A 17637-nucleotide genomic window follows, 5' to 3' on the forward strand; every position below is an offset into this window, starting at 1 on the left:
GTTCCGCTTCCCGGTCCCGCGGTCCCGTCCCGGAGTCCGGTCCCGCACTCCGTGCGGACGCCTACCCCCGGGCGGCACGTAGCGTACGCGAGCCGGGCCGGTGGCCGGCCCGGAGACAGCGGGCCGGCGACGGTCCTGACGGCCGTAAGGTGCGGTGCCGGGCGGCGGCGTACGGGCCCGGGTCACCGGAGGCGCGGTGAACGGTGTCCCGCGGATGGATGAATACTGCGGGCCGTCGACGATCCGCCGACTCGCGGGTACGGGGATGCGGCGCCGTCGCAATACGCTGGTCCCGCGCGGCCGTTCCGCGCCGCAGCCGAACCTGCCGGGCCCGGGTGGCCGCCGGCGCGGGCCGTCGCGGCGGTGCGCCGCGCCGCCGTGTTGCCCGTATCCTCGCCCTCTCAGCCGAATGGGAGCCCGCACGATGTCCGCAAGTCCCCTTGCCCTGCCACCGGTACGGCTGCTGCCCGCGGACGTGCTCGCCCGGCAGGCGCTGGCCGCGCCGCTGCTGGACCGCGCGCTGCGGCTGACCCGGTGGGCCGGGGAGCAGCGCCGTGTCGACGGCATGGGTGAACTGCTGGACGACGAACTCACCTCCGCCGTGCAGGCGTTGGGCCTGACCGGTGACGAGGGACCGCTCGACGCCTTGCAGGCGTGGGGCGTTGCCGTGGACACCGGGCTGCTCGTGCTGGAGATCGAGGAGGAGGCCGAGGAGTCCACCCCGCCCGGTGAGGCGGCCGGGCAGGCGGTGCCCGGTGAGGTGTACGCGCGGATCGGCCAGGGTGGCGCGGCGGACGGCGCGGACCCGTACGACGTGCTCGACCTGTGGCTCGGCGCGCTGGAGTGCGCGCTGGCCGAGACCACCGCGCCCGACTACGACAACCTGCTCGGGGACCCGGACGGCGACGGCGAGGCGATCAGCCCGGAGGAGGCCGACCGGGAGGCCGAGGAGGAGGCCGAACTCCTCGACGCGGCACTGGTCAACCTGTACGCGCTGTCGGCGCTGGAGGTGGCGGACGCGGAGACCGGGGGAGCGAGCGCGGAGCCCGCAGGTGCGGACGGGGACGGTGCGCGGGACGGCCGGGCCGTGCCGCTGCCCGTGCTCGCGGCCTCCTTGGTGCTCCCCGACGAGATGGAGCAGCCCAGCGAGGCCGTCCTCGAAGAGGTCACCGCCGTCATGCTGCGGCTGGACGAGCACTTCCGGCTGCTGGAGGCCACCGGCCTGGTGGCGTACACGCCGATGGACGAGGCGCTGATCGAGGAGGCCGACGACGAGGGCGCCGCGGCGCTGGGCGAGCCGGACGACGACGAGATCGCCCGCTACGGCGCGGTCCGGCTGACCCCGCTCGGCGTGTACGGCGTGCGCGAGCGGCTCGCCGACGCGGGGGCGTACGCGCCCGTGCTCGGTGACCTCGCGGAGGCCGGCGCGGACGAGCTGCTGGGCGCGCTCGGCTCCTACCCGGACCACGCGGTGCGGATCGAGGCGGAGGCGTGGCTCGCCCGGCGCGAACCGGCCGCCGCGGCAGCGGAGTTGCTCGCCGCCGCGAAGGGGGATGGCGCGGACGGACCCACCCGGCGGCTGGTCTGCCAGCAGGTGCTCGCGGTGCTCGGCGCCGAGGCCGAACCGGCGGTCCGCGACGTCCTCGACGACCCGCACCTCGGCGGGCTCGCCCGGGTCTGGCTCACCGAGCGGCACGCGCCCGACGTCCCCTCGCCCACCACCGACATGGTCTACTGGCTCACCATCGACACCGTCGCGGCCCAGCTCGCCGCCGACGGCGACTCCGACGAACTCGCCGCCCTCATCACCGAACTCGTCGCCCGGCACGAGGAGTTCTTCGCCGACGCCTGGCGCGTCGAGCACCCCGCCACCGCCGCCGTCCTCGAAGCGATCGGCCGCCTCCACCCCGACCGCTCCACCGCCAAAGCCTCCCGCAAGGCAGCCTTCAAGGCCCGCTCCCGCTCCCGGAACTAGGGCTTTTCGGTCCCCGGCTCCGGGGTGCGCGCCCCGGGCCGGGAGGCGGGTGCGCCGGGTACGAGCCAGGCGGGCAGTGCGGCGGCGACCGCCGAGACGAACAGCCGGCGGTCGCGGGGCGCGGGCAGGGAGATCCACGCCTCGACGACGCCGGCCTCGCCGTGGGCCACGAAGCGGCTGTGGGCCTCGGTGCGCCAGGCGACGGACCCCTCGCCGTCGGGCAGGAGATGCGGGTCGCGTGCGAGGAGGGCGTGCACGGACGCGGTGAAGTGATCGACGAGCAGGCGGTACAGGATCGCGCTGCGCTGCCCGGCGAGCCCCGCGGTGTACAGGGCGTCGTGGCGCTCCAGGTGGTCGGCCAGTTCGTTGGACGCGCGCTCCCAGATCTCGTCCGCGGGCAGCCGGGCGGCGACGGTGTCGGCGATCCAGTTCGCCCGGATGCGGTCCAGCTCCGCGTACAGCACCTCCTCGAGGACGTGCGCGGGGCTCGCGGCGTGCTTGTAGAAGGTGGTGCGGTTGACCCGCGCGGCGCGCACCAGGTCCGCCACCGCGATCTCCTCCACCGGTTGCCGCGACGCCAGCAGCAGCACGGCCTCGCGCAGCCGCTGCCGGGTCCGCAGCACCCGGACGTCGACGGTATCCGCGGCGACGGTATCCGCGGCTGGGCCCGCGGCGGCGGAACCCTCGGCGGCGGAACCCTCGGGGGCGGGGCTTTCGGCGCCGGGCGGCGAGGACGCCGAGGGTCGAGGGCGCTGCGAGGACTCCGAGGCTCGCGGCGGCTGCGACGGCTGCGAAGGCGTGTGCGGCAAGGGCTCCGGCATACCAGGAGTGTAGCCCGCACCGTACCTGACAAGCACTGATCGACAGGTGTCTCTTTTCTTTTCGGCTCATCGGTGCCACACTTCGAACATGGCGGCGCTGCCTGCGACCACTTCGCGGGGGCGCCCCATCGACCGCGTCCGCGCCGACACTCGCCGAGCCCACCGGCCCCGCGCGGCCTACTTCCCGGTGCCGCCCACCCGGCGGCTCCGACGGTCCGCACACGAAAGAAGCACCATCATGAAGGCATCCGTCACCAAGGGCCTGGGGCAGGGTTTCGTCGTCGAGGAGGTCGAGCTCGCCGCCCCGATCGGGCACGAGGTCCGCGTCCAGGTACGGGCCTCCGGCCTGTGCCACTCCGACCTCAGCGTCGCCACCTTCATCGGCGGCGAGTTCCCCGTCGTGCTCGGCCACGAGGTGGCGGGCGTCGTCACCGCGACCGGTCCGGACGTCACGCAGGTGAAGACCGGCGACCATGTCGTCGGCAGCCTGATCCAGTACTGCGGCTCCTGCGTGAACTGCCTCAGCGGTCGTACGCACATCTGCCTGCACCCCGAGCACACGCTGCGCGCCCCCGAAGAGGCGCCCCGGCTGTCCTGGAACGGCGCTCCGGTCGCGCAGGGCATGGGCCTGGGCGGCTTCGCCCAGGAGACGCTCGTCCACGAGAACCAACTCGCCGTCATACCCGACGAGATGCCCTGGGCGCCCGCCGCGCTCATCGGCTGCGGCGTGCTCACCGGCGCCGGCGCCGTGCTGAACAGCGCGAACGTCCAGCACGGCGAGACCGTCGTGGTGATGGGCGCCGGCGGTGTCGGCATGAACGCGGTCAGCGGCGCCCGGCTCGCCGGCGCCGGGAAGATCATCGTGACCGACATCGAGGACGGCAAGCTGGAGCGCGCCAGGGCCTTCGGCGCCACGCACGTCGTCAACTCCCGCGAGACGGACCCGGTCGAGGCGGTCCGCGACATCACCGGCGGGGGCGCCCACCACGTGTTCGACTTCGTCGGCGCCCGCCCGGTGACGGCGCAGGGCCTGCGGATGCTCGGCAGCGGCGGCGGCCTCTACCTCATCGGTGTCGCCGGCAACGACGCGGGCGTCGAGGTCTCCACGATGGCGGCGCTGGGCGGCTCGCAGAAGGTGCAGGGCGTCTACATGGGGTCCTCCCACCTCAAGCGGGACATCCCGTTCTACGCCTCGATGTACCTCCAGGGCCGGATGAACCTCGACGACCTGGTCTCCAAGGAGATCGGCCTGGCCGACATCGAGGAGGGCTACGAGGCGCTGAAGGACGGCACGACCGCGCGCGTGGTCATCACCGACCTGTCCTGACCGGGCGCGAGCCGTCCTGACCGGGGGCGACCGGGGCGGGGCCCGCGCCGCGCCGGCCCCGCGGGACCCCGCCCCCGGGCTTCCGCCTCCCTCCCCCCGTGGTGAGGGAGGCGGAACGTTCCGGTCGGCCGCCGCCGAGGCGGAACGTTACGGCTAGCAGCCGTTCAGGACCGAGCTGATCGCGGACTTCTCCGCGCTGTCCACGGACAGGCCGTAGTAGTGCTTGACCTGCACGTACGCGCGCAGGTAGGTGCACTGGTAAGACGCCTGGGGCAGCCACTCCGCCGGGTCGTCGTCACCCTTGGAGCGGTTGGAGTGCGCGGAGACCGCGACGAGTTGGGGGCGGGTGGTGTCGTTGGCGAACGCCTGGCGCTGCGCGGTGGTCCACGCCCACGCGCCGGAGTCCCACGCCTCGGAGAGCGGCACGAGGTGGTCGATGTCGAAGGTCGACGGATCGGTGGTCGTGACACCGTCGTACGGGCTGGTCCAACTGCCGGAAGTGGCCTTGCAGGCGCTGTCGGTCACGACGCCGGAGCCGTCCCGCTTGATGACGTACTCCCGGGTGTCGCAGGTCCCGGAGATCGTGATCCAGGTCGGGAAGAGGCTGCGGTCGTACGTCGACGCGTGCGTCTCGGGCGTCGCGGTCATCTCGGAGAGGTACGTGCGCGCCGTGGAGGCGGCGATGGGCGTCGGCAGCGCGGCCTGCGCCGTGCCGCTGCCGGTGAGGAGGATCGTGGCCGCGAGCACGACGGCCCCGGCTGACGCGCAAATGCCGCGCAGGAGACGGGTTTTGGGCATGGCTGAGCGCTCCCGTGACTAGAGGGTCGGAAGGTGCGGGGGAGTTGCCCCTCCAGCGTCCCGGTCTCCGGTCTATGCGGGTAGACAGCCGTCGGTAAATTTTAGGTGACCATGACATTTTGTTCGCTGACGGCATGGAAACGGCCCGGTTCCGTACGGGAACCGGGCCGTGTGTTCGAACGCGAGGGCCCTGCCGCGGAGTTGCGGCAGCCGATCCGGGGTCGGGGCGCGCGGTCGGCGCCCCTCCCGTCGTGCTGCTAGAGCGCGGCCGCGCCCGGCTCGACCATCGCCTTCGCGGTGCGGCCGTCCGCGAAGGTGCCGAGCGCCGTCATCTCCCACTCGCCGGAGTTCTGCTTGACCATCTTGGCCATCAGCACCCCGCGCCGCGCCTCCCCGTGGGTGAGGTCGAAGCGCACCATCTCCTCGCCGGTGACGGCGTCGAAGAGCCGGCAGTACGCCTTCGCGACCTTGTTGAACTTCTGCCCGCTGTAGGAGTTGACGGTGAAGACCAGGCCGGTGGCGTTCGCCGGGAGCGCGCCGAGGTTGATGGAGATGACCTCGTCGTCGCCGGAGCCGGCGCCGGTCAGGTTGTCCCCGGCGTGCTGGACCGCGCCGCCCAGGACGCTCAACTTGCCGAAGTAGCAGGTGGCGAGGTGCTCGCGCTGCGGCCCGTAGACGATGACCGAGGCGTCCAGGTCGATGGCCCGGCTGCCGAACGCGGGCTCCCAGCCCAGCCCCATCTTGACCGTCGACAGCACCGGGCGGCCCGCCTTGACCAGCGAGACCGACTGGTTCTTCTGCAGGTTCACCCGGCCCTTGTCGAGGCTGATCTTGCCGGCGCCGGGCGCGGCCGCCGGGGGAGCCGGCGGCGTCGCCGCGGGCGGCGGCGGGAACTGCGCGGCGGGCGCGCCCGCGGGCGGCGGCGGCAGGTGCGCGGCGGGCGGGCCGGAAGGGGGCGCGCCGAAAGCCGCCGGGGGCGCGGGCGGTGCGGACGGCGCGGCGGGCGGAGCCGCGGGAGCGGGGGGTGCGACCGGCTGCGCGGCCGGGGCCGCGGGCTCCTCGACGCTCACCCCGAAGTCGGTGGCGATCCCGGCCAGCCCGTTCGCGTACCCCTGGCCCACCGCGCGGACCTTCCAGGCGCCGCCGCGCCGGTAGACCTCGACGACGACCAGCGCCGTCTCCGGGCCGAGCCCGGACGGCTCGAACGTGGCGACCACGGAGCCGTCGCTGCCGCGGACGGTCGCGGTCGGGGTGGTGCCGGCGAAGACGCCGCCGCCGTCGATGCTGGCGGTCACCACGATCTTGTCGATCTCGGCGGGCACCGCCGCGGTGTCGACCTCGATCGAGTCGGGCGCGGAGCGGCCGCCCGAGTGGTGGGCCACCCCGGGGCCCTCGGGCTGGTTGTAGAAGACGAAGTCGTCGTCCGAGCGCACCTTGCCGTCAGCGGTCAGGAGCAGACCCGAGACGTCGAGCCGCACCGGTGCGGAGACGTCCACCACCACTCGGGGTACGGAGAGCGGCACATTCGAGCCAGGCGTCATTGCGGTCATGTCCTAGGTAACGACAAATCCCTCGTCACGGTTCCATGGCCGGGCGGCCGGGCGGGGCCGCCGTTCCTCCCGCACCTGCGGCCTCGCCCGTATCGACGGGGCCCGTGTCCGGCATGTCCGCACCCGGTCCGTCGGGCCGCGTCCGGTGCCACCGCGCCGACACCCTCGTCCGCACCCGCCCACGTGCCCGGGCGGACCCGCCCGCCCCGGTGACGGGCGCGGGTGTCCCGGCGCGCCCGTCGGCAGGGTGCTACTTGTGGTGGTTCCAGGGCCCCTTGTCCATGACCACCCTGACCTCCTCCGGCCCCTTGCGCATGAGGCCGCCGCGCTGGAGCCGCAGCGTCGGCCGGCTCTCGGAGTCGGGGCTCGAGTACAGCTCCAGGGCGTGGACGACCACGGCGTCCGGGGTGTTCTCGATCATGCCGGGCACGCAGGTGTACACCAGGTCGTCGTCACTGGCGTTCTCCGCCGCGATGACGACCCTGTCGCCGGCCGTCCCGTTGTCGATCTCCAGGGTGACGCCGTAGCGGAAGAACGAGCCGGTGCCGTTGGACTGCGCCGAGTACGCCACCGGCACCACCGCGCGGATCGTGTCGTTGAGGGCGATCTCGATGATCTCCTCGGCCGTGCCCTGGTGATCGCGGCCGACGTCGCCCAGGTGCTTGACCGCCCCGTCGGCGGTGCTCATCTGCGGCGGGACGTCGTCGGCGCCGAAGGTGGCGACGTGCTCGACGGTGCCGTTCGTTCTCAGTATCAGGGCGTGCAGGTCGTAGTCCGTACTGCTGTCCCAGCGCATCCGGGCGGTGATTCCGGGGGACTTGGCGAGCGAGACGGGGGCGTCGCCCTTCTTCATGTTGATCATGGGAGTCCTGTTCCGACGGGCGGGCGTCGCGCTCGTACCGGGTGGTCCGTTCGACCGCGACCTGACTCCGGAACCGTAGGACATCGGCGGACTCCCTGGAACAGGTGGGTACATGGGGGATATCCGCCGCACCGGGCGAACCGTCCCCGCGGCACCGGGCGAGCCGTCCTCACCGTGCCGATCGAACCGTCCCCGCGCCCGGCGCGGCCCGGGCTCCGCCCGGTCAGTGCGGCCAGATCGGCGGGTCCGTGCAGAAGGCGCCGCCGAGGTTCGCCTGCGCGGGGTTGTCCGGGTCCAACTCGCCCTGCTCGGCGACGAGTCGCGCGGCGAACACCTCGGAGTCGTCCTGCGGTTCGTAGCCCAGCGCCCGCGCCGACCCGAGGTCCCACCACAGGCGGGTGTTGGCGGAGGAGCCGTAGACGACGGTGTGCCCGGGGGTGCCCGCGCCCAGGGCCGCGTGGAAGAGCCGGGCGCCGTCGGCGGGGCTCATCCAGACCGACAGCATCCGCACGTTCGCCGGCTCGGGGAAGCAGGAGCCGATCCGGACCGAGACGGTGTCGATGCCGTGCAGGTCGGCGTAGAGCTGGGCGAGGTCCTCCCCGAAGCACTTGGACAGCCCGTAGAAGGTGTCGGGGCGGCGCGGCGTGTCGACCGGGATCAGCGGGTCGCCGTCCTGCGGGCGCGGGGTGAAGCCGACCGCGTGGTTGCTGGAGGCGAAGACGACCCGGGGCGCCGCGCTCCCGGTGCGGAGCCCTTCCTCGCGGACCGCCTCGTAGAGGTTGTGCGTGCCCTGGATGTTCGCCGCCAGGATCTTGTCGAAGGTGGACTCCAGCGAGATGCCGGCCAGGTGCAGCACCGCGTCCACCCCGCGCACAGCCGCGCGCAGCGCGTCGCGGTCGGCGAGGTCGGCGGTGATCGCCGTGCGCCCCTCGGGCTCGCCCGGCACCGGCTCGATCGGCTGGACGTCGAAGAGCCGCAGGTCGTAGCCGTATGACGGCAGCAGGCCGCGCATCAGGGTGCCCAGGCCGCCGGCGGCGCCGGTGAGCAGGACGGTACGAGGAGCGGGCATGGTGGTCCTCCTGGTTCGACGACGGGCTTCGGGCGGTGGCTCCGGGCGGTGCACCCGGCTGCCGGGGGCACCGCTGGTGCGGGCGGTGCGGGCGTGACCCGAGGAGTATATCCATGAATGCAGTTCAGATACATAGACGACTTGCGTCGCTTGACGCGCGTTTCGCGGACTGCGCGCTCGCTTGACCCGCGCCGGGAACCTCGCCTAGCGTGGCAGCGTTCATGAATATAGACATGATTCACGAGGGCGCACATCACGCCCACCGGCTCCGAGGGGGACCCCCGATGACCTCGCCCGCACTCGCCGAGCGACTTGACGGTCTGCTGTTCTTTCCCGTGACGGCGTTCGACGCGGACGGCTCGCTGGACCTCGACGCCTTCCGCGCCCATGTCCGGCAGGGCGTCGAGGCCGGAGCGGCGGCCGCCTTCGTCTGCTGCGGCACGGGCGAGTTCCACGCGCTGGCCCCCGAGGAGTTCGGCGCCTGCGTGGCCGCGGCCGTCGAGGAGGCGGCCGGCCGGGTGCCGGTGGTGGCCGGCGCCGGATACGGCACCGCGCTCGCCCTGCAGTACGCCGCCGTCGCCGAACGGGCCGGCGCCGACGGACTGCTCGCCATGCCGCCCTACCTGGTGCTGGCCGACCAGGAGGGGCTGCTGCGCCACTACACGGCGCTCGCCGCGGGCACCGGCCTGGACGTCATCGTCTACCAGCGCGACAACGCCGTCTTCACCCCCGAGACCGTGGTCGCGCTCGCCCGGGTGCCGAACATCATCGGCCTCAAGGACGGGATCGGCGACCTCGACCTGATGCAGCGGATCATCAGCACCGTCCGCACCGAGCTGCCCGGCCACGACTTCCTGTACTTCAACGGCCTGCCCACCGCCGAACTCACCGGCCTCGCCTACCGCGGCATCGGTGTGACCCTCTACTCCTCGGCGGTGTACGCCTTCTCGCCCGAGATCGCGCTCGCCTTCCACCGCGCGCTCACCACCGGCGACGACGCCACCGTCGGCAAGCTGCTCGACGGCTTCTACCGCCCGCTGGTCAACCTCCGCAACCAAGGCCGGGGTTACGCGGTCTCGCTGGTCAAGGCGGGCGTACGGCTGCGGGGTCTGGACGTCGGCGAGGTACGGCCGCCGCTGTCCGAGCCCGCCCCGGCGCACGTCAAGGAACTGGGCGAACTCATCGAGCGCGGCCTGGCACTGGTCGGCGAGCACTGACATGGCCGCCGCCGACACGCCCGCCGCGGGTCCATCCGTGCCCGCCGGCCGATCCGCCGCCGGCCGATCCTCCGCCGGCCCGTCCGCCGCCGGCGAGCCCTCCGCCGGTCCGCCCGCCGCCACGGCCGCCGCCATGAAGACCTCCGCCTTCCTCTACCCCTGGGACGTCGTCGGCGACCCGGCCGCCGCCGACCGGGTCGCCGCGCTCGGCGTCCGCCAGGTCACCCTCGCCTCCGCCTACCACTCCACCCGCGCCCTGACCCCGCGCCACCCCGGGCGCCGCGTCGTCACCGCCGAGCACGCCGCCGTGCTCTACCCGCCCGACGCCGAGCGCTGGCGGTCGCACGCCCTGCGCCCGTATCCCGCGGGCACCTGGACGGACGGAGACCAGGACGCCTACGGCACGGCCGCGGCGGCGCTGGCGGCCGCGGGGCTCGACGTGCACACCTGGGTGGTGCTCGCCCACAACTCCCGTATGGGCGCCGAACATCCGGACACCAGCGTGGTCAACGCGTACGGCGACCGCTATCCGTGGGCGCCGTGCATCGCCCAACCCGCGGTCCGCGCCTACCTGGTGGAGCTGGCCGCCGAAGCCGCGCCCCGGCCCGGCGCCCGCGGCACCGAGCTGGAATCCCTCGGCTGGTACGGCCTGGCGCACCTGCACGCCCACGACAAGATCGGCGGCGTGCCGCTCGGCGACGCGGCCCAGTACCTGATGTCGCTCTGCTTCTGCCCGCACTGCCGCGAAGGGTACGCCGGGCTCGGCGCCGATCCGGACCGGCTCGCCGCCGCGGTCCGCGCCGCGCTCGCACCCGCCTGGGCGGGCGGCGCCACCGACACCGGAACGGACGCCGGATCGGGCAGCGGAGCGGACGGTATCGAGCGGCTGCTGGGTGCCGAGTTCACCGCGCTGACGTTGAACTGGCGTACCCGCACGGCCGGTTCGCTCCAGGCCGAGGCGATCGCCGCGGTCCGGGCGGCGGCCGGGCCCGGCTTCCAGGTGCTGATGCACGCCGACCCGGTGCCGTACCGCTGCGGGGCCAACGCCGGCGTCGATCCCGCGCACATCCTCGGCCACGCCGACGGTCTGGTACTGCCCTGCACCGGCGGGCCGGCCGCGCGCGAGGCGGTCCTCGCGCCGCTCGCCGCGCACCGCCGCGAACACACGGTGCTCGCCGCGAACTTCACGGTCGTGGCCGGCATGGGCGGCAGCCCCCGCACCCTCGCCTCCGACGCGGCGCACGCCGCGGAACTGGGTGCCACGGAACTGCGGCTCTACCACGCGGGGCTGGCGAGTGACGCGGACCTCGGGGCGGTACGGGCGGCGCTGCGGCCGTAGCGCCGTACCCGGCACGGCTCCCGGGGCGTCTTCCGGGGTGTCTTCCGGGGCGCGGCGATCATGGGGGTACCGCCGCGCCCCGGAACCTCCGCCCCCGGCTGGGGCAGGAGGGTCCGTGCGTACCCAAGTCGCCACCGGGGCGCGGGGGGTTGCCGTGGCGGTACAAATATTTCCGGCCGATGTCGCAACCGGACACCGGACGCTCAGAAGGCGCCGCTGGACGAGGCCGGTCCGGCGGCGCCGCCGGCGGTGACGGTGTAGCGGTCGGCCGTGGTGGTGCGGTCGCGCGAGGCGTGGTTGAACTGGCCCGCGAACGTGTACGTGCCCGGCGGCAGCGTCTGGTCGGGGTTGAGCGTCCAGCGGTAGACCAGGTCGCCGCCGCTCGTCGAGACCGTGGTGGTGATCCCGGTCGCCGAGGTGTAGGAGCTGTTGTCGCTGACCCCGCCCGACCGGCCGGAGACGCGCAGCTCCACGGTGAGCGAGGTGAGCGCCACCGTGCTGGTGAGGTTGACGTCGTCCTCGGTCCAGTACGGGTTGCTGTTCGGGTCGACGCTTCCGTTGGACGTCACACCGCCGCTGCCGGCGGCGGGCGCGGACGGGGTGGAGCCGCCGGGGGCCGCGGGCGCGCCGCTCGCGCTGCCGGACGTCGGGCCGGCGGCCGAGCCCGAGGTGTGGCCGGGGGTGTGCCGGGTGCTCGGCGCGGAGTGGCCGGGCCGCGCGTGCTTCTCGGTCGTGCGGGAGCGGGCGGCGGAACCGGAGGTGGCCGACTCCGCGGGCTGCGGCTCCGGTTGCCCGGAGGTCGCGGCGCCGGATGTCACCGCGTCCCGCCCCGGCGTGCCGTCGCCGCCGACCGCGCCCACCGCGAGGCCGCCGATGGCGATCGCGCCGGCCACGGCCGCCGCCACCGCGGTGACCCGCATCCAGGCGGCGGGGGAGTGCTCCCGCGCCGCCGCCGTGGCCGCCGTGGCCGCGGCCAGGTCGGCCGGCTCGCAGTCGGGCGTGGCGATCGCGCGCTCCACCCGGGCCAGCATCCGTTCGCGGTCCGGCCGGTGCGCGTCCGCCGCCTCGCGCAGGCGTTGCGGCAGTTGCGGCAGTTGGGCCATCACATTCCCCGTCCCGTGTGCGTACGCGGGCGTGTCGCGGGATTCGTCGACCCCAGTATCCGCGCCGTCGCGCTTCGTTCCGCGTCGGCCCCCGCCGCGGGAGCGCTCCCGCCGGCCGCCGCACTTCCCCCCGTACGGCCCCGCCGCCCCCCGGCGGGCGCTTCACCGTCCGAGCCGACGGAGGCCAACTCGCCTGTTGCGGAGGGTGGTTGGTCGACCAGGAGGGTGGTGCCCGGCGCGGCGTCGGCTGCGTCGTCCGCGGGTGTTGCCGTAGCCGTGGCCGTTGCTGTCGCCGCCTCCGATGCTGCCGCGGTCGCCACGGCCGCGGTCATCGGTGCCGCAGTTGCTTCCGCGGGCGGGCCGAACGCCCCTCCGGTGGGAGGTGGTTGACCGGTGTGCACGCCGCCGGCCGCGGCGAGCCGGCCGCCGACGGTGGGCGCCGGTGCGGGCGCGGGGGCCGGGGCGCGCGGCGCCGGCGCACCGGGCGCGGCCGGGCCGGCATCCGGCGCACCGCCGGACAGGGCGACCGCCGCCGTCGGCCGGCCCGTCACCGGGTCCGGGCCGTGCGGTGCCGCCGGCGCCTCGGCAGGCTGGGCCAGCAGCCGCTCCAACTCCGCCACCCCGCGCGAGGTCTGGCTCTTCACGGTGCCCACCGAGATGCCCAGCGCCTCGGCCGTGTCCTTTTCCGACAGGTCGAACGCGTGCCGCAGCACCACGCACGCCCGTTTGCGGAACGGCAGCCGCTGGAGCGCCTCGCGCAGGTCCAGCACCGCGGGCACGTCGGGCTGCTCCACGACCCGTTCGGTGCGCTGGGACCAGAACAGGGCGACCCGGCGCCGCTCCCGGACCGCGCTGCGGATGCGCGAGCGCGCCAGGTTGGCCACCACGCCCCGCGCGTACGCCGCCGGGTGGTCGGCGCCCTGCACCCGGTCCCAGTGCCGCCACAGCGCCACCAGCGCGTCCGCCGCGAGATCGTCGGCCGCGTCCGCCTCACCCGTCAACAGGTGGGCGAGGCGGGCGAGTTCGGCGTAGTGCCGCTCGAAGAACGCGTGGAATGCGGCCGCGTCGTCGTCGGCCCCGCCGCCGTGCTCGACGGACATGCCCACGGTCACCTCTTCCTGCCCGGACCTCCCCGCCACGGCGCGGCGAGAGCGTAGCAGCGGGACAGGGCCGTGGGCAGAGGTCAGGAACCGGCGATTTCGCGCCTCCCCGACCGCTCGACGCGGGTGATGATCTCCAGGTCGAACTCGCCGCTCGCGGTCTCCGGGCGGGAGCGCAGGTACGCGCGGATTCTCTCGATCAACTCCGCGCGCTCGCCCGGTTCGAGGGTCAGCGCGTGCGAGTGGGTCGCGATCGTGTCGACCAGCGAGTCGGCGGTGCGGCGCTGCCGGTGCGGGAAGTACGCGTGCTCGACCGGGAACAGCTCCGGGTACGGCTGGATGCCGCGCCCCGGGCTCCAGTCGATGAACGACGTACGGCTGAGCGCCACCTTGCCGAGGCCGGCGATCCACTCCACCCGGTCGTCGTCGGCGTTCCACAGTGCGGCGAGCACCCCACCGGGCCGCAGCACCCTGCTGATCTCGGGCAGCGCGCGGCTCTGGTCGAACCAGTGCAGCGCCTGCCCGACAATCACCGCGTCCACGGACGCGTCCGCCAACGGGATCTCCTCCGCGCCTGCCTGATGCGTCGTCAACTTCGGCAGGTACGAACGCAGTTCGCCGAGCATCTCCGGGTCCGGCTCCACCGCGGTCACCCTGTGCCCGAGCCCGGCCGCCACCGCGCTCAACTTCCCCGTGCCGGCGCCCAGGTCCAGCACGTCCAACGTCCCACCCTCCGCCCCCAGTCCACTGGCCAGCGCCGGTTCCAGCGCCCACTTCACCCCGTTCACGGGGTAGTCGGGCCGGTGCGCGGCATAGGCGGTCGCCGCCGCCCCGAAGGACCTCGCGCGTCGCGCGATCAGAGCGGGATCGTAGGGGCCGTCACGATCGGTTCGGGCCTCGCCCGCGGTGTCGGTAGCCATACCCCCGAATCTACGGCGCCCCCCTCCCCCCGCGGGCACCTTTGTCCGTCGCACCCGTTGCGGCGCGCCGCCGGCGGACGCGGTTACCCGTGCCCCTCGCGCCCGACGCCACAGGCTCACTTCACTGCGGGTCGGCATCGGCGTGCCTGGCCCAGTCCTCTTGCGCGTCCACCAGGGCGGGGCGGACTTCCTGGTCGAGGCGGTTCGCGACCCAGCGGAACGTGGCGGCGAGCCGGGTCAGGTCCTGCGGGCCGAGGTCGGTGAGCCAACTGTCCCCGCACAGGTGCAGGTTGACCAGCGGGGTGCGGGGTTCGGGTGCTTCGGCGTGCGGGTTGCAGTCGAGCGTGCAGGAGAAGGCTTCCTCGGCGACGGGTCCCGGGGCCGGGCTGGTGGCGCAGTAGACGGGGACCGTGCGTCCCGGGAAGTGCCGGGTGAGGTGGATGTCGGCGAGCCGGTCCTCCCAGGCACCGGGGGGCACGTTGTGCTCGCTCGGGTCGTCCCCGGCCCACGCGGGCAGATGCCCGGTGAGGGTGCGCCCGTCCGTGTCGGTGAGGGTCCACCGCCGGGGCGCGGTGGGTAAGGCCGAGGGTTCGGTCGTTGCGGAAGAGGTCTTACGGGTCTGCATCTCGTTCCTTGTCGATTCTTGTCGTGTGGCCGGGTTCAGGCGGGCAGAGCCGGTTGCGGTTGCGGCGTGTGTTCGGCCAGCGCGGTGCGGAGGAAGGTCAGGGAGTCCGTCGGCGTGAGGGCGGTGTCGCGGAGCAGGTCGTAGGCGAGGCGCAGGGGTTCGACGTCTTCTGGTTCCTCGACGAGGTGGCCGCTCCAACTGCTTTGGGTGTAGGCGACGGTGTGGCCGTCCTGGAAGAAGATGAGTTCCAGGCAGCTGCGGATGTGGTGGGGCCCGGTGCCGAACGGGACGACGTGCAGGGAGACATCGGGCTGCTGCGCGGTCTCGATGAGGTGTTCCAACTGGCCGGTCCAGGTCTGGGGGTCGCGGGCTTTGCGGCGCAGCACGGCTTCGTCGATCAACGCGCGGTAGTGGACGGGGTGCGGGCCGGTGAGACGGTCCTGGCGCTTCAGCCGTGCGGCGACCTGGGCGCTCAATTGCTTGATGCTGCGCGGGCGGGCGGTGCTCAGTTGCTCCTCGGCGTAGGCGCGGGTCTGGAGCAGGTACGGCACGGCGCTGACCGCGTACTCCTGGACGCTCACCGCGTCCGCTTCCAAGGGGGCAAGTCCCAGGAACGGCTTGTCCTTCGCCTCGCGTTTGGCCAGGTGCCACAACTTCACCAGGAGGTCGCCGGTGCCGTACACCTTGTCCAGCGCGGCAGCAGCCTCAACGGTGCCCAGGCGCTGCCCCCGCTCCAGCCGGTGCAGATACGACTGCTCGTAAAGGCATTTCGCCCCGAGTTCCATGAGCGTCAGCCCCGCGCGCTGCCGCCGGTAGGCCAGTTCGCTCGCGTACAACTCCCGCGCGGACAACCACTCCCAGTCGATGGCGACCTTGGTCCCGTTGTTGCTGTCACTCGTCATGGCTTTCCTCTCCACGGTCTTGAAGGGTGCGAAGTGCGTCTCCGGGCGCGTCGAATCCGGGCGGCCGGGGGTACATCCCCTTGTCGGGGCTTGAACCGGAGTCGTCAGGGGGAGCGCTCGCATCATGGGCGCGGAGGGCGACGGCGGGGGGTGCCAGGCGGGCGCCGCGGCTGTGTGCGACGCGCAGGGCGTCGAGAAGGGCCTCGGTCAGGCGGGCGATGAGGAAACACAGTTCCCCGGGGGACGGCTCGGGGCCGGCGAGCACCGCGCGGACGTTGCGCAGGAGTTCTTCGGCAAGCCCTAGTTGGACGGCCTCCATCTGGTCGGCCAACTTCCACAGTGGTCCTGAGGGGTCGCCGTTCAGGTAGGCGGGCTGCCCGTTCTCCTCGGTCCAGGGCAGTAACCGCGGCGGGGTCTGATCTGCCGCTTCGGTGACGTCGCGGGGGTACTGATGCTCGGAGTCTGAGGTCATCATGGTCCCGGTTACGAATCGGTGACTGGGTGTCACGACGGTATGAGTGCGCGATGTCGCGCCCCATGGACGGGATGGCCCACTTATTCGCTCGGCACGGTGCAACCGCTACGCTCCGGCGTAGTTGCTCCCCGTGGCCGGATTTCCCGACTGGCCTCCTGTGTCCGCGCCGTACGCTGAACTGGAGGGCAGGTGAGGATATGTCGGAAGAACTCGCGGACAATGTACGCAGGCACCGGCGAAGGGCCGGCCTCAGCCAGGAGGAACTCGCCCATCAGTCGGGCTTTTCCGTAGCGACGGTCCGCAAGATCGAGCAGGGCGGAAGTGTACGGATCGAGACCCTCCACGCCGTTGCGCGCGGCCTCGGGGTCAGGACCTCGGAGTTACTGGTTTCGGATGCCCCGACGCCGGTTCGCCACAACGATCCGAATGATCTCAACCTTCGTGATCTGCGTATCGCGCTGACTCCGCGAGTGAGGCTGACCGATGTCCCGCCGCCGACGGGCGACGAACCGAACCTTCGTCTCCTGCGGCGGGCGGTCCGTGATGCCGTGACGCTGTATCCCGCGGGCCGGTACGCGAGTCTCGCGGCGGCACTTCCGCTGCTCATGCGTGACGCCAACGCGGCCGTTGCCTACTACGAGGGGTCGGAGGACGATTCGCGGGAGGCGCTGCTGGCCCGCGCCGAGGTGCTGGGACTCGCCGGACGATATCTGACACAGATCCGGCAGTTCGATATCGCTCACGTGGCCGCCACCGCATCCGTGAACGACGCGGTGGCGGCGAAGGACAACGTGGCTGCCGCGAACCGGGTGAGGGGCCTGTGTTTCACGCTGCTGCGGACCGGACGGTTCGACGAGGCGGAAGAACTCGCCGTCGAGGCAATGGACCTGATCGAACCACAGGTCAGCAATGCCGATCCGGATCGCTACTCCGTGTGGGGCGGGGTAGCGATGGAAGCGGCTGCGGCGGCGATACGGAACAACCGGCCACAGGAGGCCAGGGAATACCGCCGGGCGGCTTCCATCGCAGCTGCCGCGGTCGGGCATTCCCAGACGTATGACGTTCTTGCGGCCTTCGGCCCCGTCACGGCGGCGATGAAGTCGTTGGAGGACTTCATGATTATCGGGGACGCCCGCACCGTGGTACGCAGGTCCACGGAAGACGAAGCCCTGTCGGCCAAGGCGTGGGGGCGTCTGGGGAAGCCCAGCACGACCGACGGCAGCCGCTACGTGCTCGACCTGGCGCGTGCGCACGTGCGCACGGGGGACGGGTCGGCGGCCATGGACGAGCTGATGCGGCTCTACCGTTCGGTTCCCGAGTGGCTGCGGCACCAGAAGTCGGCGGCCGTGACCATGGAAGAGATCATGAAGAAGCGCAAGCGCACCCTGACCGCGGACATGCGGGTGGTTGCCGACCACCTCTGCATGAGCGGGTAGAGGGCCGTACCCGCCCGGGGGGAGCGTCACCCCGAGGGGCGGGTCCGGGCGACCCGGGCGGGGTGGGGCGGGTAAGGCCGAGGGTCCGGCCGTTGCGGAAGACGTGTTACCCATGTGC

At 73.1% G+C, this 17637-nt stretch carries 15 protein-coding genes and 1 pseudogene; 5 read left to right on the forward strand and 11 right to left on the reverse strand.

Features of this window, described 5'->3' with window-relative positions:
- Positions 1 to 424 precede the first annotated feature (424 nt).
- Positions 425 to 1975 (forward strand): hypothetical protein, encoded by a 1551-nt coding sequence (locus OG896_RS31080; protein ID WP_329370644.1) that lies wholly within the window; start codon positions 425 to 427, stop codon positions 1973 to 1975.
- Here OG896_RS31080 and OG896_RS31085 read toward each other — a convergent pair.
- Positions 1972 to 2796, reverse strand: coding sequence for a TetR/AcrR family transcriptional regulator (locus OG896_RS31085; RefSeq protein ID WP_329370645.1), 825 nt, complete (start codon positions 2794 to 2796; stop codon positions 1972 to 1974). The genes OG896_RS31080 and OG896_RS31085 overlap by 4 nt on opposite strands.
- Before the next feature lie 238 nt (positions 2797 to 3034).
- Between OG896_RS31085 and OG896_RS31090 the strand changes: the two genes are divergently transcribed.
- A complete protein-coding gene (locus OG896_RS31090) occupies positions 3035 to 4123 on the forward strand; it encodes a zinc-binding dehydrogenase (RefSeq protein WP_329370647.1) in 1089 nt (362 codons plus the stop codon).
- 153 nt (positions 4124 to 4276) lie between these two features.
- On the opposite strand, the gene OG896_RS31095 is transcribed toward OG896_RS31090, so the two are convergent.
- From OG896_RS31095 to OG896_RS31110, 4 genes are all read right to left on the reverse strand, one after another.
- Positions 4277 to 4921, reverse strand: coding sequence for an HNH endonuclease family protein (locus OG896_RS31095; protein ID WP_329370649.1), 645 nt, complete (start codon positions 4919 to 4921; stop codon positions 4277 to 4279).
- Positions 4922 to 5178: 257 nt separating this feature from the next.
- On the reverse strand, positions 5179 to 6462 hold the full coding sequence (locus tag OG896_RS31100) for a TerD family protein (protein WP_329370651.1): 1284 nt from the start codon (positions 6460 to 6462) through the stop codon (positions 5179 to 5181).
- 259 nt (positions 6463 to 6721) lie between these two features.
- Positions 6722 to 7333: a hypothetical protein gene (locus OG896_RS31105; RefSeq protein WP_329370653.1), complete on the reverse strand. Its 612-nt coding sequence runs from the start codon at positions 7331 to 7333 to the stop codon at positions 6722 to 6724.
- Between the two features lie 223 nt (positions 7334 to 7556).
- Complete coding sequence (locus OG896_RS31110; RefSeq protein WP_329370655.1) at positions 7557 to 8402, reverse strand: NAD-dependent epimerase/dehydratase family protein; 846 nt, start codon at positions 8400 to 8402, stop codon at positions 7557 to 7559.
- A 284-nt stretch (positions 8403 to 8686) separates the two neighbouring features.
- On the opposite strand from OG896_RS31110, the gene OG896_RS31115 reads away from it, so the two are divergent.
- On the forward strand, positions 8687 to 9619 hold the full coding sequence (locus OG896_RS31115) for a 5-dehydro-4-deoxyglucarate dehydratase (protein ID WP_329370656.1): 933 nt from the start codon (positions 8687 to 8689) through the stop codon (positions 9617 to 9619).
- Positions 9620 to 9752: 133 nt separating this feature from the next.
- On the forward strand, positions 9753 to 10958 hold the full coding sequence (locus tag OG896_RS31120) for a hypothetical protein (RefSeq protein ID WP_329370658.1): 1206 nt from the start codon (positions 9753 to 9755) through the stop codon (positions 10956 to 10958).
- Positions 10959 to 11161: 203 nt separating this feature from the next.
- Here OG896_RS31120 and OG896_RS31125 read toward each other — a convergent pair whose 3' ends face one another.
- The 6 genes and pseudogenes from OG896_RS31125 to OG896_RS31150 form a co-directional block, all read right to left on the reverse strand.
- Entirely contained in the window at positions 11162 to 12061 is a 900-nt protein-coding gene (locus OG896_RS31125) for a hypothetical protein (RefSeq protein ID WP_329370660.1), read from the reverse strand.
- Between the two features lie 542 nt (positions 12062 to 12603).
- A pseudogene (locus OG896_RS31130) lies at positions 12604 to 13161 on the reverse strand (SigE family RNA polymerase sigma factor); the annotation flags it as partial.
- 83 nt (positions 13162 to 13244) lie between these two features.
- Entirely contained in the window at positions 13245 to 14081 is an 837-nt protein-coding gene (locus tag OG896_RS31135) for a class I SAM-dependent methyltransferase (RefSeq protein WP_329370662.1), read from the reverse strand.
- A gap of 121 nt (positions 14082 to 14202) precedes the next feature.
- The gene (locus OG896_RS31140; RefSeq protein WP_329370664.1) at positions 14203 to 14706 is read right to left on the reverse strand and encodes a DUF6907 domain-containing protein; all 504 of its coding nucleotides are present in this window, start codon (positions 14704 to 14706) and stop codon (positions 14203 to 14205) included.
- Between the two features lie 35 nt (positions 14707 to 14741).
- Entirely contained in the window at positions 14742 to 15608 is an 867-nt protein-coding gene (locus tag OG896_RS31145; protein WP_329370666.1) for a helix-turn-helix domain-containing protein, read from the reverse strand.
- Entirely contained in the window at positions 15598 to 16083 is a 486-nt protein-coding gene (locus OG896_RS31150) for a hypothetical protein (protein WP_329370668.1), read from the reverse strand. Before OG896_RS31150 ends, OG896_RS31145 begins: the two co-directional genes overlap by 11 nt.
- A gap of 197 nt (positions 16084 to 16280) precedes the next feature.
- Here OG896_RS31150 and OG896_RS31155 point away from each other — a divergent pair, with 197 nt between their 5' ends.
- Positions 16281 to 17519 (forward strand): helix-turn-helix domain-containing protein, encoded by a 1239-nt coding sequence (locus tag OG896_RS31155; RefSeq protein WP_329370669.1) that lies wholly within the window; start codon positions 16281 to 16283, stop codon positions 17517 to 17519.
- Positions 17520 to 17637: the final 118 nt, after the last annotated feature.

Source organism: Streptomyces sp. NBC_00669 (genome assembly GCF_036226785.1).
GTDB lineage: Bacteria > Actinomycetota > Actinomycetes > Streptomycetales > Streptomycetaceae > Actinacidiphila.